General features: G+C 38.4%; 11 protein-coding genes. 6 read left to right on the forward strand and 5 right to left on the reverse strand.

Annotation, left to right across the window (positions count from 1 at the left end):
- Nucleotides 1–14: 14 nt before the first annotated feature.
- Together Q0E19_RS05650 and Q0E19_RS05655 are read left to right on the forward strand one after the other, a co-directional pair.
- Entirely contained in the window at nt 15–1,412 is a 1,398-nt protein-coding gene (locus Q0E19_RS05650) for an oxaloacetate decarboxylase subunit alpha (protein WP_294408100.1), read from the forward strand.
- A 78-nt stretch (nt 1,413–1,490) separates the two neighbouring features.
- Nucleotides 1,491–2,618, forward strand: a complete 1,128-nt coding sequence (locus Q0E19_RS05655; protein ID WP_294408101.1) for a DUF4317 domain-containing protein — start codon at nt 1,491–1,493, stop codon at nt 2,616–2,618.
- Nucleotides 2,619–2,688: 70 nt separating this feature from the next.
- On the opposite strand, the gene yicI is transcribed toward Q0E19_RS05655, so the two are convergent.
- Nucleotides 2,689–5,034 carry an alpha-xylosidase gene (yicI, locus tag Q0E19_RS05660; protein WP_294408103.1) on the reverse strand — a complete coding sequence of 782 codons (2,346 nt, stop codon included), beginning with the start codon at nt 5,032–5,034 and terminating at the stop codon, nt 2,689–2,691.
- A gap of 445 nt (nt 5,035–5,479) precedes the next feature.
- On the reverse strand, nt 5,480–6,742 hold the full coding sequence (locus Q0E19_RS05665; protein ID WP_294408105.1) for a CapA family protein: 1,263 nt from the start codon (nt 6,740–6,742) through the stop codon (nt 5,480–5,482).
- 200 nt (nt 6,743–6,942) lie between these two features.
- Between Q0E19_RS05665 and rlmD the strand changes: the two genes are divergently transcribed.
- The 4 genes from rlmD to Q0E19_RS05685 all read left to right on the forward strand — a co-directional run bounded on the left by rlmD (nt 6,943) and on the right by Q0E19_RS05685 (nt 12,515).
- Entirely contained in the window at nt 6,943–8,115 is a 1,173-nt protein-coding gene (gene rlmD, locus Q0E19_RS05670) for a 23S rRNA (uracil(1939)-C(5))-methyltransferase RlmD (RefSeq protein WP_294408106.1), read from the forward strand.
- A 27-nt stretch (nt 8,116–8,142) separates the two neighbouring features.
- Nucleotides 8,143–9,078 carry a MoxR family ATPase gene (locus Q0E19_RS05675; RefSeq protein WP_294408108.1) on the forward strand — a complete coding sequence of 312 codons (936 nt, stop codon included), beginning with the start codon at nt 8,143–8,145 and terminating at the stop codon, nt 9,076–9,078.
- Nucleotides 9,079–9,082: 4 nt separating this feature from the next.
- The gene (locus Q0E19_RS05680; RefSeq protein ID WP_294408109.1) at nt 9,083–10,279 is read left to right on the forward strand and encodes a DUF58 domain-containing protein; all 1,197 of its coding nucleotides are present in this window, start codon (nt 9,083–9,085) and stop codon (nt 10,277–10,279) included.
- A 106-nt stretch (nt 10,280–10,385) separates the two neighbouring features.
- A complete protein-coding gene (locus Q0E19_RS05685; RefSeq protein WP_294408110.1) occupies nt 10,386–12,515 on the forward strand; it encodes a transglutaminase-like domain-containing protein in 2,130 nt (709 codons plus the stop codon).
- 45 nt (nt 12,516–12,560) lie between these two features.
- On the opposite strand, the gene Q0E19_RS05690 is transcribed toward Q0E19_RS05685, so the two are convergent.
- The 3 genes from Q0E19_RS05690 to Q0E19_RS05700 form a co-directional block, all read right to left on the reverse strand.
- Nucleotides 12,561–14,330 (reverse strand): ABC transporter ATP-binding protein, encoded by a 1,770-nt coding sequence (locus tag Q0E19_RS05690; protein ID WP_294408112.1) that lies wholly within the window; start codon nt 14,328–14,330, stop codon nt 12,561–12,563.
- Nucleotides 14,331–16,094 (reverse strand): ABC transporter ATP-binding protein, encoded by a 1,764-nt coding sequence (locus Q0E19_RS05695; protein ID WP_294408113.1) that lies wholly within the window; start codon nt 16,092–16,094, stop codon nt 14,331–14,333.
- Between the two features lie 395 nt (nt 16,095–16,489).
- Nucleotides 16,490–17,344 (reverse strand): ATP-binding protein, encoded by an 855-nt coding sequence (locus Q0E19_RS05700; protein WP_294408114.1) that lies wholly within the window; start codon nt 17,342–17,344, stop codon nt 16,490–16,492.
- Nucleotides 17,345–17,376 lie beyond the last annotated feature (32 nt).

The following is a 17,376-nucleotide window of genomic DNA, read 5'->3' on the forward strand; positions in this document are numbered from 1 at the left end:
GGATCGATTAATAAATGGCAAAGCTTAAAATTACAGAAACCGTCCTCCGTGACGCTCATCAGTCTCTGCTTGCTACAAGAATGTCAATGGACGATATGCGTCCGATTCTCTCAACAATGGATAAGATCGGATTTTATTCAGCTGAATGTTGGGGTGGAGCAACATTTGACTCATGTATAAGATTCCTTAACGAAGATCCATGGGAAAGACTTCGTATCCTCAGAAAAGAAATGCCTAATACAAAGCTGCAGATGCTTTTCAGAGGTCAGAATATGCTCGGCTATCGTCACTACGCTGATGACCTTGTTGAATATTTTGTACAGAAGTCTATTGCAAATGGTATCGACATCATCAGAATTTTTGACGCACTTAATGATATAAGAAACCTTGAAACAGCTATCAAGGCTGCAAATAAGGAAAAGGGACACGCTCAGGTAGCTATTTCATATACTCTTGGTGAGGTATTCACACATGAGTATTATATGAACTATGCTAAGCAGATCGAAGAGGCTGGTGCTGATTCTATCTGTATCAAGGATATGGCAGCTCTGCTTACACCTTATGAGGCTGAAACACTTGTAAAGGATATCAAGTCAGCTGTAAAGATCCCTGTTCAGCTCCACACTCACTATACTTCAGGTCTTGCTTCTATGTGTATCCTTAAGGCAGTTGAGGCTGGTGTTGACGCTGTTGATACAGCAATGTCACCTCTTGCACTTGGTACATCTCACGCTCCGACTGAGTCTATCGTAGCTACTTTCCAGGGTACTGAGTATGATACAGGTCTTGACCTTGTAAAGCTTAATGAAGTAAGAGATTACTTTATGGGCCTTAGAAAGAAGTATATTGATAACGGCCTTCTTGACCCTTCAATGCTTGCTACAAATACAAATGCTCTTCTCTATCAGGTACCAGGCGGAATGCTTTCAAATTTGCTTTCACAGCTCAAGCAGGCTGGCAAGGCAGATCAGCTTGAAGATGTTCTTAAGGAAGTTCCAAAGGTTCGTAAGGATGCAGGTTTCCCACCACTGGTTACTCCAACTTCACAGATCGTTGGTACACAGGCTGTGTTCAATGTAATTATGGGTGAGAGATATAAGACAGTTACTAAGGAGTTCAAGGGACTTGTTAAGGGCGAATACGGAAAGACACCTGTTGCTATCGACCCTGAGTTCCAGAAGAAGATTCTTGGCGACGATAAGCCTATTGCTTGCCGTCCAGCTGACCTTCTTGAACCTGAGTTTGAAACTATGAAGAAAGAAGCTGCTGAGTGGACTGAGCAGGAAGAAGATATTCTTACATATGCTATGTTCCCGAAGGTTGCTCCTAAGTTCTTTAAGGACAGACGTGATAAGAAGTATGGCGTAGACGGAAAGAATTCCAACGCTGAAAACAAGGTTCATCCTGTATAATTGCTTGAATTTTTAGCGCCTTGCATATTTTGCAGGGCGCTTTTTGTAATTACATATTTCTTTAATTCGGAGGTTATAATGAACAAGAAAGAAATTGCAGAAATAAAAAAGAACTTTAGTGACGACTGTGGATTTTTTACAGTAAATCACGTTGTTACAGCTTTTGTGGACGCAGAGAAGAATATCAAATGCAAAACAAATCAGCTCTACAACATTATTCCGCAGGACGAATCAGAGCTGATAATGATAAATCTGAAAAAGGTACTAAGCGGCAGGATAGGTGCAAACCTTCTTGAATACGGATTTCCGAAGGACGCTTATCTGGACGGCGGCGCACAGCATTTTCTATACGATACACTGACAAGCAAACTTGTCGATGATGAAGCTGTGGATAAATTCCTTAATGCAATAGTTGAAAAGGTGGAATATATATCAACATATACCATTTTTGCTGCGCATTGTACGTATTCGGTTTTAAGCAAGAACAAGGCAGGTGACCTTGATGAAGAAGCTGACACAGATTATAACTTCATCATAACGGCTATTTGCCCTGTAAATCTGCGTATAGATGGTTTGATCTACAACGAAGAAAACAATTCTATCGCGAAGAAAGAATCCAGTGACAGGATAGTAGAGCTGCCAAGCGACGGATTCGTATACCCACTTTTTAATGACAGGTCGGCTGATGTGAACGGAGTGCTTTATTACACGAAGAACGCAAAGAAACCTAACGTTTCTATGATAGAAGATCTTCTCGGCTGTGAGTTTGTTATGACAGGGCAGAATGAAAAGGAAACCTTTCATTCGATCCTGAACAACGTGGTAGGCGATGAACTGGACTATGATCTCATTACTACTGTAAACGAGAAGATCCAGACATATATAGATCAGAACGCTCATGAAACTGAGGTCACAACTATTGACGATCATAAGCTTTCATCAATTCTGTGGGAAGCAGGCGTAAGTCAGGAAAAGCTTGAAAATCTGCCGAAGGTGTATGAATCGGCAGTAGGAGATAAGTCTTTGACGGCTGTAAACATTGTGGATAAGAAAACAGTTCTGACTGTTCCAAGTATTACTGTTAATATCGGTAAAGATGCAGTTGATAAAGTAAAAACACAGATAATTGACGGCAGAAAGTGTCTGATAATAGCACTTGATGATCCTGAGATATCTGTAAATGGTTTGGAAACTAAAGTTGAATAACGCACAAAGGCAGGAGAAACGATGATATTTCTCCTGCCTTTGTTTTTTATTTGATTGGTAGAAAACTCAATTAAAGGTCGATAATTACCTTACCGCTGCCCATTGAAGGATTAACCTCAACTACCTTATCAGTGTTAGCAATGCTTATCTTGAATGAAGCACTTGTTTCTGTGTACTCACACTCGATCTTGCTGCCGTTTCTTGTGGCTTTAAGCTCAAATATCTTGTTTGCTTCTGTATCGTAGATAGGAGCAACAGCTGTCTTTCCGTCTTCAAGCTCATAAATTGTGAAGTTTGTGCCGCTGAGATAATCATACTCAATATCTCTTACAAAGTTACCATATGCAATAATGCTGTTTGGCTTAGCAAGAGCAGGGATCTCAAAGTATGAACACTCGTGTGTATACCACTTGCCGCCTTCAAAGACCTTGCCTGTGATGATATCTGTCCACTTACCCTCTGGTACATAGTACTGAGCAATACCCTGATCGTTGAGGATAGGGGCAACAAGTATGTTGTCGCCGAACATATACTGTCTGTCAAGTGTAAGGCAAGCAGGATCATCTGCATAATCAATAACCATTGCTCTCATTACAGGTACGCCGACTTCATGAGTCTTTATTGCCTGTGCCCAGAGATATGGCATAAGCTTGCCCTTGAGCTTTACAAAGAATCTGAGTACATCGCATGATTCTTCATCGAAGAGCCATGGCACTCTGTAAGACTGGTTTCCGTGAAGTCTTGAATGTGAGGAGAACATACCGAATGCAGCCCATCTCTTATAGATATCAGGAGTTGCAGTAGCCTCAAATCCAGCCATATCGTGTGATGTATAACCAAATCCTGAAATGCAAAGTGAAAGGCATCCTCTTACAACCTCAGCCATTGAGTTGTAGTTACCAGAGCAATCGCCGCCCCAGTGAACAGGGAACTTCTGACCGCCTGCTGTTGCAGAACGTGCAAACAGACAAGCCTTATTCTCACCAAAATATTCCTTCAGAACATTAAATACACACTCGTTGTAAAGATATGTATAGAAGTTGTGCATCTTGATCGGATCTGAACCGTCATAATATACAACGTCCTTTGTAGGGATTCTCTCACCAAAGTCTGTCTTGAATGTGTCAACGCCCATTTCGCAAAGCTTTTTGAGATATCCTGAATACCACTTGCAAGCCTCAGGGTTCGTAAAGTCTACGATAGCCATACCAGGCTGCCATTCATCACACTGGAATACTGAACCGTCAGTTTTTTTGATGAAGTAACCGCCCTTAACACCCTCGTCAAAAAGACGTGAACGCTGTCCTACATATGGGTTGATCCATACGCATGAGTGAAGTCCCTTATCCTTGTGAAGTCTTTCAAGCATACCGACTGGGTCAGGGAACTGCTCTTTATCCCATTCAAAGTTACACCACTCAAAACCCTTCATCCAGAAGCAGTCATAGTGGAATACCTGAAGAGGAATATCTCTTTCAGCCATACCGTCAATAAATGAAGAAGTTGTTTCCTCGTCATAGTTTGTTGTAAATGAAGTAGTGAGCCAAAGACCAAATGAGAATGCAGGAGGAAGTGCTGGCTTTCCTGTAAGGTCTGTATAGCCTTTAAGTACATCAGTAAGGTTATCACCGCCGAATACAAAGTATTCAAGTGATTCACCCGGAACTGTCATTGATACCTTAGAAACTGTATCAGAGCATACCTCATATGATACCTTATCTGTGCTGTTTACAAATACACCATAACCCTTTGATGATACATAAAAAGGAATTGATTTGTAAGACTGATCTGAGCAAGTACCGCCGTCAGCATTCCAGATCTCAACGTTAGAACCGTTCTTTGTGAATGTAGTGAACTTTTCGCCGAAACCGTAGAAATATTCGCCTACCTGTGTATCGAACTGTTCTCTGATATATGTTCTGTGTGGATCAGCAGGGTAGCTCCAGAATGTATCATCAAGCTGTGTCTGAAGTCTTGCCTGCTGCTTGTAAGCGCTTTCAAAAATAACGCCAGCAGATCTCCAACCGCCGCTTGTAAGTTTCTTATCCTTGTAGTAGTATGTAACGCTCCATGCTTCCTTAGAAACAACGACCTTTGTGTCACCTGTTACAAGAACAGCTTCCTTATCATTGATAGTTACCTGTGGCTTGTAGTTACCCTCGTTAAGCACAAAGTGAGGACCATTATCTACATAACCCTTGTGGTGTGTAATGTTTACCTTTACGCAGTTTTCCTGAGTTGAAGTGTATGCGATCTCAAGATTTGCACTTCCGAGCATCATTGCTCTGTTGTATACAACAAAAGGTGTTGCAACAACAAGAAAACCGTTTTCAATTTCTTCGATCTCGAAAGCCTGATTAGCATAGTTTACTTCATAGCCTCTCTGATTGAGCCAGAAACCATCAGCAAATTTCATAAGTATAAACCTCCCATAAATTTTAATCCATATAAAAATATTAAATAATGAAACCGAAATGACAATTCATTCTATTTGGTTTCGCTACATATATTTTATAGCATTTTTGCTAAAATTGCAATAGTAAAAAAATAAATTGTACGATTTTTTTATCTTTTTATAGCATTTTTTGCTGAACTTTTTGTAAATTGATTAGTTTATTATATGAGATTATTAATATCAATGTAAACCTTTTCACGTTATCAAAGGCTATCATATTTTATATTGTGATTATAGATAAATACGGCTGTGCATTTTTGTATGATACTACAAAAAAGACACGCTTGAAAATTAAGCGTGTCTTTGAGCTTGACATGGAGTCAACTCCATGTGTTAATATGTTTTTGTAATAGTATTATTCAATAAAAAGTATTATTCAATAAAAAGTATTATTCAATACAAAGTATTATTCAATACTTAGAAATTCATCAGGAATGTATGACAGGCATTGTTCAACAGTTTCTCTGGTAAAGCCGTATACATAATTCCGTGCAAACAGATCATCTGTGTATTCAGCATAAGGATATACCGCACAGTTATACCAGTCACCGTCATAGGAATCTGCTTCAAAATGTGAAATTATCGGGATAGCTTTTACATTCTCAAAGCTTATTGTGCCTGTATTAGGATCTTTGATAACATTCATTTTTCCGATTATACCGACAAGGGATTTTACATCATACATAGTAGAAATGAAATTTCCTAGTCCGTAATACACAAAAGCCTTTGAACCGTCAGGCTTGTCTATGTATTCGCAGGTACTTATCGTGTGTGCCTGTGTACCTATGATAAGGTCTGCACCCCACTCAACAAGCTTTGGAGTCAGTTCGATCTGCTGTTCATTAAGCTCATTCATTATCTCTGTTCCATAATGACAGGAAACAACTACAACGTCTGCGATCTTGTCAGCCTCTTCGATCTGCTCCTTGATCTTATCCTCTTCTTCAAGATATATGACCTTACCTTCATCACCGTCAAGTGTTATGTAGTTCGTATGCTCCATATAGCCGAGAAAAGCAAATGTTATGCCGTTTACCTCCATTGTGCGTATATCGTCAGCATCTTCTTCGGAGCGGTATGCACCATAGTGGATAACGTCCTTTGTGTCCCAGTAGTCAAGGGAACTTATAAGACCTTCTGCACCTTTATCAAGCACATGGTTATTTGACATTGATATTACGTTAAATCCCATATCAACAGCTTTATCACCAACTGCCGTCGGACTTACGAAATATGGGTAGCTCTGCGGTTCATAGGCGTCTGTTACAAGAGTTTCCTGATTTATGATAGCAACGTCTGTGCCTTGAATATATTTTGTAACGTGTTCATATGCCTGTGTAAAATCGTATGTTGAACCGCCGCCCAGCTTCAGCGCTTCATTATAAATATTGTCATGAATGAGGTTATCACCAACACAAACCAGTGAAACCGAATAGGAAGGTTCTTCTTCCTTATCCTTTTTCTTTTCAGGTTTGGAAGTATCATCTTTAGGTTTTATTTCTTCTGGTGCAGCGGTTGTAACAGCTTTTACAGTTTCCTTTCCTCCGTCAAGCTTAGCAAGATCCTGTGTTCCTATTTGACTGCATCCGACGCTGGATACACAGAACACAGCGGAGAGCAAAAGTGCTGCTGCCCTTATTTTGCGTGATTTGATTTCCATATGCTTCATGGATAAGACCTCCGAGTTTTATATGTACATATTATTTTGCATTTATTATTTATAAGTGTATCACATTTTACTGCTTTTTTCAATAGCTTTCAGCATTTATTTTAACAGCTTGTCCGCTATTTTTATTGACACTAACTTTTTTTAATGTTATACTTAAATAGTAATTAAAATAACAATAAAAACAGAAAAAGGAAAATATCATGAGTAAACATATTAAAGTAAGCAATTCAACAGGAGAACGTTTTTGCAGTGTATTTAAGCGTTGCGGAGGATGTCAGCTTGATAAGACATATACCGAGCAGCTGGAATGGAAACAGGCAAAAGCAGACAGAATGCTTTCAAAATTCTGCAAAGTAGATCCTATTATAGGTATGGAATGTCCATACAACTACCGAAATAAGATTCAGACCGTGTATAAACTTAATTCGTCCGGTCAGATAATTTCGGGAGTTTTTCAGTCATCTACAAAGGGCCTTACTGCTATTGAAGATTGTATGCTGGAAGATATAAGAGCACATAAGATAGTGAAAACGCTTAAAAGCCTTATGAAGGATTTCAAAATACTTCCTTATGATCTGTCAAGCGGCAGGGGACTTTTAAAGCATACTCTGATTAGGACTTCGGATAAAACAGGTCAGGTCATGCTTGTTCTTGTTACAGCAGGTCCTGTGTTTCCCGCAAAGCATAATTTTGTAAATGCTCTTCTTGCCCGTCACCCTGAGATAACTACCATTGTTCAGAATATTTGTACCAATACTACTCCGCTGACATTGGGTACGAGAAACATTGTGATGTATGGAAAAGGCTATATTGAAGATGAACTTTGCGGCTGTAAATTCAGAATTTCTCCTGCATCATTTTATCAGGTGAACCCAAGTCAAACAGAAAAATTGTATACAATAGCTGTTGATTCAGCAGGTATCAAGGAAGGAACAAGAGTAATTGATGCATACTGCGGCACTGGTACTATCGGCATGATCTGTGCTGCCAATGGTGCAGAAGTTGTTGGTGTTGAATTAAACAAGGCGGCTTGCAGAGATGCAGCGGATAATGCCAAAAGAAACGGTATTGATAATATAAGATTTTTCAATGCTGATGCTGCGGAGTTTATGAAAGAAATAGCCAATGACGGTATGAGCTGTGATGTTCTTGTAATGGATCCGCCAAGAGCAGGCGCAACACAGGATTTCATAAATGCAGCAGGGAAGCTTGCCCCTGAGAAAATCATCTATGTTTCCTGTAAAATAGAAACATTGGAGCGTGACTTGAAAATGTTCCGCAGACAGGGTTACCGCATAGATAAAATCCAGCCAGTGGATATGTTCCCGCATACCACAGGAATAGAAAATGTAACTTTACTGACAAAGAAATAGATAAAAACTTAATGAGGGGGACTTTAAATGAATGAACAAATCAAACAGTTAGCTGATAATATTGAGCAGGTCATTGTCGGAAAAAGAGAAGCAGTAATAAAAATAATAACTGCTATGCTGTGCGGAGGTCATGTCCTTATCGAGGACGTTCCTGGCGTAGGAAAAACGCAGCTGGTATCAGCACTTGCAAGATCTGTTGACGGAAAGTTTAACAGAATACAGCTTACTCCTGATGTAATGCCTTCAGATATCGTAGGATTTTCTATGGTCAATCAGCAGACAAAAGAACTTGAATATAAGGAAGGCGCAGCAATGTGCAACTTTCTTCTTGCCGATGAGATCAACAGAGCGTCGCCTAAATCACAGTCCAGCCTGCTTGAGGTCATGGAAGAGCATCAGATATCTATCGACGGTAAAACACATACCTTGCCAGTACCTTTCATGACACTTGCAACGCAAAATCCCGTTGAAACATACGGAACTTATCATCTGCCTGAGGCTCAGATGGACAGATTTATAATGAAGATATCAATGGGATATCCTGCGTATGAAGATGAACTTCAGATAATGGAAAATGGCGAATCTATGAAATCAGCAAAAGATCTTGACGCTGTTATGAGTACGGAGGAGATCGAAAAGCTTATAAAACAGGCTGCTGAAGTAAATGCTGCGCCAAGCATAAGAAAATATATTCTTGACATTGTAACTGCTACAAGAAATTCAGATTATCTCAGATTAGGTGTATCTCCAAGAGGCAGTATCGCACTTTTGAGAGCGTCAAAGGCTTATGCTTTTGTTATGGGCAGAAACTATGTTACCCCAGATGATGTAAAGGCTGTTATGACAGATGTACTAGCTCATAGGCTGATGCTTTCACCGAAAGGCAAGTCTGCTTTTGAATCCGACAAAGATGCTTTGCAGGCAATAGCAATGCAAGTAAATTCACCTGTATCAGCGGAGTGATCGCATGATGAGATCAATAAAAAGTTTTTTAGGATATCTTTTTTGTCTTGCAGTTGCAGCCTTGCTTGCATATGAAATAAGCGGCAGCGGAGGAATATTTATAATCGTCCTGCTTGTAATAGCCTTGGTCATTTCTGCTGTATCGCTGCTTGTGACAGTTAAAAAGATAATAGTTGATCTGCAGCTGTCTACGGATATCGTTTCAAAAGGCGACTCTTTTGACGCTCAGATAAAGCTTGATAAGGGCTCATTTCTTCCGTCATGCTTTATTGAGGTGACAGTTGGCTTTACAGGCAATATAGCATCCGCTGAATATAACGGTCAAACGGACGAGTATGCAAGCAGCGTTAAAATAAAAACTGTATGCGCCGTTCGTGGTGACACGATAGTAGAAATACCGCTTAGAGCAGAGTACAGCGGCTGCGGTGAGGTTTTTATACAGTCAGTTGTTCTGACTGATTATCTTGGCATATTCAGTAAAACGCTGAAAAATGAATATAGATCCCTGCCTATTAAGGTCATACCGAATATACCCGATACTGGATCTCAGACAGAGGTGCTGAGATCCACGTCAGAAAATATTTCATATGACGACAGTGATGAAGAGTCGAATGAAACAGCACAGGGCATAACAGGTGTGGCAGGATATGAACATCGTCAGTATGTCCCAGGTGACCCTATAAAACGTATAAACTGGAAACTTTCATCCAAAAGAGACATATTGATGATAAGGCTTGATGAAAAGGTAACTTCATCAAGTCAGGTATTTGTGCTTGATTACCCGCAAAAAGAAAATGCTGACCGTGACTATATAAAAAATGCAGATCTTATTATAGAAGCGTCACTTGCTATGCTGTCTATGCTGCTCAGAAATGGTTTTGAAAGCGATTTCAGCTTTTGCTTGGATCAATGGGAAACGGTACAGGTCAACGATGAAAAAGCCTTGCAGTATGTTCAGGAACGTCTTGCGGGAGTAAAACCATATTCTCCTCAAAAGCGTTTCCCGGATCAGAATATAAATAAAAAAGGCAAGTCAATGATATGTTTTACTTCCTGCACTGGAGATATGACAAAAGAATTATCAGTGCTGCTTGAAACTTTTAACGGTTCGCTTGTAGTTACAAAGAACAGCGGTGTTGGAAAAATCACGTCCGATATGTGGGCGGTAAATGATGAGTTTGAATTTAACAAACTTAAATAAAGGGGGATAATAATTGACTGTATCCAATAAATATAAATTATCATGGCAGAAAATTATGAATGCCCTTAGTAAATACTTTTTGCCTTTAATGCTGGGTGCTGTGGTAATGCACATTATATTTACCACATATATGAAATTTTATATAACTGCTACAACAGTTCTTTACGTAATATATGAAGCATTGCTGTTTGCAATTTTTGAATGGCTGAGGAAAAAGAAGATACTTAGAGGGTTTGTATATATCGGAATATCTTTTGCTATACTGTTTATCAGCAGGCAGCTAGTTTATTCCGGTGCATATTCAACGGGAATTTCTTTTATAGATTGGTTTTATGTAAACAGTCAGGAAGTCGGTGATGTTGCACAGTATCAATATTTTGTATTCATAGGAATAGGATTTTTTATTACTTCTATCTTATATTATTTCACAGTATACAGATACCGTGTCTTTGGTACTATGCTTGTTATACTTTTTCCTTTTGTGATATATGGAAAAAGAGCGGACAATATGACCACGTTTTGGCTGACCTTAATGCTTACAGTTTTTCTTGCACTTATGGTGCATCAGCGTATCATTACTTCTGACAACAAGAATAATACTAAGATAAATGTGCATTACACAGTAACTATCCTGCTTTTTGTCACGCTTACAGGTGCATTGGCAATGCTTGTTCCAAAGCCTGAGTATAAGTCAAGACTGGAACTTGATTCAAGCTTTTTTGATATGGATGTAACATCTTCAGAAACTGCGTATGATGATCTTAATGATTATTCATCACCACGTTATGGAGCCAACCCGACTGGTGAAGTGCTTTTCAGAATGAGAACTTCTGAAAACGAGGACGTAGTGTATCTGCGCAGACAATCTTTTGATGTATTTCAGGATAACAGGTGGGTAAATAATGATAATTTTTATGATTATGACATTTCAGAGCCTGATCTGGATAACGAAGTAAATTCTCCTGATTATGTGTACAGACTTATGAAAGGGCTTGCACAGACGGGTAAGTATGAGGAATATGGATTGACTTCCGATCTTTTTCATAATGACGCTGAATATTCGGTTTCTTCTTGGGTGAGTCTTTCAAGTTCGTCATACAGTCCATCATATATACCTGCTCCGCTGATGATACACACCGAACCTCTGACATTTGCCGAGAGAGATGTTCATGGTGAGGTATATTATAATTTTGACGTCCAAAATTATCGTGGTCTGGGTGCAAGCTATTCATATATTGTTGAGGGACAGAACGAAATAAATTATCTGTCGTCCCTTTCAATGGATTGGGATAAGTTTCTTTCTCTCTTGTCTGTCGCTGCTGGTAATGGTGATATAACTTATTCTCAGTATCTGAACATTATGGAGGTTTATACTAACTATACATCTGTAAGTGATTATTCTGATGAGATGAAAGATCTTGCTTTGCAGATAGTTGAGGGAAAGGATACCGAATATAGCAAAGCACAGGCATTTGTAGATTATTTTGAAAACAATGGCTTTGTTTATGATCTTGAATATGAGCCTGATGATGACTCTATTGACTATTTCCTGTTTAACAGCAAGACAGGCAGTTGTACAAGCTATGCTACCGCAATGACACTTATGGCAAGAATAGCAGGTCTGCCAGCAAGATATGTTGAAGGCTTTGCTGCATATGAAAAGGACGATGAAGGTGTATTCATAATTCGTGACAGCCATGCTCACGCTTTTGTAGAAGTGTATATTGCAGGGGCAGGCTGGGTCACATTCGATCCGACAGTTCCCGGATATATGCAGGATTACTCACAGAATGATAACAATACAGGTGCATTCATAACCGCATTTGTAGATTATTTCAGCAAAATAGTATTGTTCCTCGGAGCAATATTTGTTCTAGTTTTCATTATACTTCTGGATAGAATAGCAGAGTTTATTTTTAGAATTTCACTCGTTTTCAGACGTACAAATGATGATAAAATAATTGCTGTATACAAGAGGATAATACATTTGCTTGAGCTTAAATCAAATGAAAAGCTTAAAGGAATGACACCACATGAGCTTTGCAGTTATGCAGCTGAAAAGTATAATGCAGATATAAGCGGCTGTATTGAACTCTTTGAAAGCGTTTGCTTTGGCGGATATAAGGCTGATGATGCTGAATTTAAGCAGATGTATCAGCAATACAAGACAGTATGGAAGCAATTATCACGCAAGAATAAGAAAAAAGCTGAAAAGCAGCAAATTGCTGCAAAATAATAAGAACAACGCACACTAGTCATACCAGACCAGTGTGCGTTGTTTTTATATATGCTGTGATGTGTACAGGTGGTAGTAGTCACCCTTTTTAGCCATAAGTTCATCGTGGGAACCACATTCTGTAATGCCTTTATTGTTGATATACATTATTCTGTCGCAGTTCTTTATAGTTGAAAGACGATGAGCTATGATAAATGATGTTCTGCCCTCAAGCAATCTCTGAAGTCCCTGCTGCAGCAGACGTTCAGTTCGTGCGTCAATGGAAGATGTTGCTTCGTCAAGCACTAATATTTTAGGGTCACAAAGCAGCGTTCTTGCAAAAGCAATGAGCTGTTTTTGTCCGCCCGACAGCTTTGAGCCACGTTCATTTACCTCGGTTTTATAACCATATGGCATTTCACTGATAAACTCATCTGCACATACAGTTTTGCAGGCTTGTACAATTTCATCTTCCGTAGCGTCAAGACGTCCGTATCTAACATTGTCATAGATCGTTCCGCTGAAAATAAAGCTGTCCTGTAACATTATACCCATTTGCGAGCGCAGTGAATGTAAAGTGACTTCGCTTATGTCCTGTCCGTCAATAGTTATCTTTCCTTTTTGAACATTATAAAATCTCGATATAAGAGAAACTATTGTAGATTTTCCGGCACCGGTAGGTCCGACAAGTGCTATACTTTCACCAGCCTTAACATCAAACGAAAGATTTTCAAGAACATTTTTACCTTCTTCATAAGCAAAAGTAACATTATCAAATTTAATATTTCCGACGATCTCCTTGATATCTGATGCGCCGTCTTTATCATCAACAGTTACAGGTTCATCAAGAGTTTCAAAAATTCTTTCAAGATATGCAATATTATTTATAAAGTTATTGAAAAGGTTTGAAAGATTAAGTATTGGCTGCCAGAAACTAGATGCATAGCTGGTCATTGCGGCAATAGTACCTAAAGATATACTGGCAGGTGACATTACCAAAAGACCTATTGCAAAAAGTGCCGCTCTTACAAGTGTCGATATATTGTCTACGCTCGGCCATACAAGGTTTGAATAGGTCACAGCTTTCATCCAGCTTTTTCTGTGACGGTCGGAAAGCCTTTCAAATATTTCCTGATTTTCTTCTTCTCTAGTAAAAGCCTGAGTTATTCTTGCACCGGTGATGTTTTCCTGAAGATAAGCATTCAGGTTGGAACTCTTATTTGAAACATCCTGCCATGATTTACGCTGTTTTTTCTTTATAAGCATAATTACAGCAGCAAACAGCGGTACACCTGATAATACAACTAGAGTAAGCTTTACATTTACAAAGAGCATAAATATCAGTATGAAAAGCATATTCAAAGATTCAAGTATAACGTTAATGACGCCATTTGAAAGCATATCAGAAACTGAGTTGACGTAGTTTACGACCCTTATAAGTATCTTTCCGTGCGGACGGTCATCATAATACTGAAAAGGCAGTTTTTGCAAATGTGCAAACAGATCAGTTCTGATGTCAAAAATAATATCCTGTCCAACTACGGTCATTATTCTTGAGCGTATGTTGGAGAACGCAATAGATATCGCAAGCGTAGCTGCCAGCAGCAATGATAGCAATACAAGCTGACCAATATTTTTCTGAGGTATTGTATGGTCGAGAGCATATTGTGTTATCAGCGGACCTAAAAGACCTGAGATTGCAGCAAATACGCTGAGTACAAGTGCAAGTATCATTTTATCCTTGTACTTTTTCATATATTTAAAAGAACGTTTTAAATGACGAAAGTCAAAAGGCGTTTCAAGCACTTCGTCAACATCATATCTGTTTCTTGCCATTTAAACCGCCCCCTTTTCAAATCCTTCGTTCTGGAGCATATAAACTTCGTAATAGTAGCCCTTTTGTGCCAGAAGTTCGTCATGCGTACCCATTTCTTTTATCTTTCCGTTTTCAAGAATTATTATCTTATCAGCATTCTTTGCAGATGAAATTCTTTGAGCAATTATAATTTTAGTGCAACTGAAATCTAGATTTTCAAGGCTTTTTTGGATATGTGCTTCGGTTTCCATATCTACTGCGGAAGTTGTATCATCAAGTATAAGTACGGACGGCTTTATTGCTAATGCTCGTGCAAGTGATATACGCTGTTTCTGTCCGCCTGAAAGTCCAACACCACGTTCGCCGATGAGGGTTTCGTATCCATCAGGCATCTTTGTTATAAAACTGTCAGCCGCCGCAAGCTCCGCATATTTCTTTACATCTTCTTCAGACATATCTGAATCGCCGTATGCAATATTTCCGTCAATGGTATCTGAGTACAGTAAAACATCCTGCGCCGCCATTCCGATATTGCTACGAAGTTGTTTAAGTTTATAAAGATGTACATTTGTGCCGTCAACAAGTACCTCACCAGAACTGCAGTCATAAAATCTTGGAATAAGATTTATAAGCGTAGTTTTTCCTGAGCCTGTTTCACCCATGATAGCAACCGTTTCTCCTGCGTTTACCTTGAAAGAGATATCATCAAGCACTTTTTTAGAATTGTATGCAAATGAAACGTTTTTAAATTCTATTTCACCTTTTAATCTTTCTGAGTGCTGTACAGCGTCAGATCTGTCTACGATCTTTGGTTTAGCATAATAGATTTCAATTATTTTCATTGCCGATGCCATAAAACGCTGCAAGTCATTAACATAAATACCAAGGTTTCTTACAGGCTGAGCTATTGCCCATATAAGTCCTGAAATAGCAATATATTGTCCCATTGTAAGAGAACCTATGATAAGAAAAATTCCGCCGCCGAGAAGCATTATAACAGAAAGTACGTTTGCAAAGCTTTCCATATAAGGTGAGAATTTAAGCCAGAGCAGGGAAGCCTTTTTGTTTGCCTCTGAAAAGTCTTCGCTTGATTTTAAGAATTTTTCCTTTTCATATTCTTCTCTTGCAAAGGCTTTTACAACTCTGTTGCCTGAAATATTCTCCTGTGCGTCTGTGTTCATTTTTGCAAGCTTTTCACGCTGCGTCACATATACAGGACCCGAAACCCTTTTAAAAACAACTGTGACCGCAAAAATAAAAGGTGTGACTGCGAAGAGCAGCAAAGCCATCTTCCAGTTTATGATGAAGAAGTAAACCATTGATGCAGTGAAAAGGGAAAAAGATTCTACAATACCTTTAAATACCCATGAAACGGCATGGCGAACCATATCAAGATCACCCGTTAGACGTGTCATAAGATCGCCTGTTCGGTTTTTATCATAGAAATCCATATCCTGTGTCTGAACCCGCTTAAACAAATGATTTCTTATCTTTACTATCATTCCCTGAGAAGATATCTCGTAGGTCATATTACAGCCATACTGACAGACAGTACGGATCAATGTAAAAACGATCATTCCTATCAGCAGCATTATAAAACCATGTCTGTCATTTGCAAGGTTTTCTGCTGCATTTTCACCGGTTATGTAACGATCAACTATCTGCGAACTGAAATAAGGCGTAGTAAGATACAGAACATTACAAGCCAGTGAAAGTATAAGCGCAGCTATGTATACTTTCCTGTAACCCTTCAGATTATGCCACAGCCATTTTATCTGAAACATATAAACAACCTCCTTTTAACTTCATAACTTCTAAAATTACAATAATTGATAATGATGCCGTTAACTAATTTTTGAATTGCAATATAAAAATATGAAAGCAACATCATTTTTGATCTTAGGTAATTATATACTCATAAATCATCATTGTCAATAGATTTTCTGAATTTTTTATAGGTGAAAATAACGAAATATAACCTTGATGTATGTGCATTTTTCATCTTATACTACAAAATGTTATTATATATAAATAAGACAAAAATAAAATACAATGTTAATCGTTTACGATAGATATATGATTAAATTAATATTATATATATAAAACTATTAACACTATAATATAAAAAGCACAGCTTTCTACTCACTGAAATAGAAAGCTGTGCTTAAGCTATTATGCTTTAAATTTTATTTGTAAAACTGTCGTATCTGTCAAGAAATTCATGACGCTCGCCGTTTTGCGAATATGCGATTATGGTGCGAAGATTTACATTATATACGCTCTTAAAAATATTGTTCTCAATATTAGAGTTAGTGTGACGGAAACGTGTCATAAGCTCCTTGGTGTTTTTCTTCCTTTCAAGATAATGCTTTATCTGCCGGTTGTCAGAAAAAACTGTATCACAGAAAATGCCCTGAGTAAGTTCAAGTGAGTTATATCTTACAAAGTCATCAAGAAATTCTTCTTTGACCATATACATAGGTCTTATTACCTTGACATTTTTATTTTCATCAAAGGTGATTTTCGGCATTGGAGTTTCCACTTTGGCATCATATACCATACTTGAAAAATTGTATTCTATAACATCATCAAAATTATCAGCCAAAGCAAGCTTATTACAGCCAAGTTCCTGCGCCTGATCTAACAGCACGGTTAGTCTAAGTTTTTCATATTCGCTGATTACATTTTCCGCAGTCAGAGCTTTTTCCACTATATTTTTTGAAAATGTTTTTACAGGGATATCAAGTTTAGCAAATGTGTTAAGTATCTTACTTTTTTCTTCCTCTGAATATCCCGTATCAGCAAAAATATACTCAATGTCAAACTTTACTGCGGAGTAATGCTGCAAATGTTTCATGCAGATCGCCATGACCAATGAACTTTTTCCGCCTGACAATGCCAAAGCTATCTTGTCGTTTTCTTCAATAAGACTATAATCTTTAAGACCCATAACAAACTTGTTCCAAAGATCTTTTCGGTATTTTTTTATTACACTGCGTTCAGCAAGCTGAGCGTATGATAAATTTCTTGCCATAAATACATATCCTTTCAAATCAATAATATTAT

Origin of the sequence: uncultured Ruminococcus sp., from assembly GCF_934476685.1 — a bacterium.
In the GTDB taxonomy this organism is placed as follows: domain Bacteria; phylum Bacillota; class Clostridia; order Oscillospirales; family Ruminococcaceae; genus Hominimerdicola.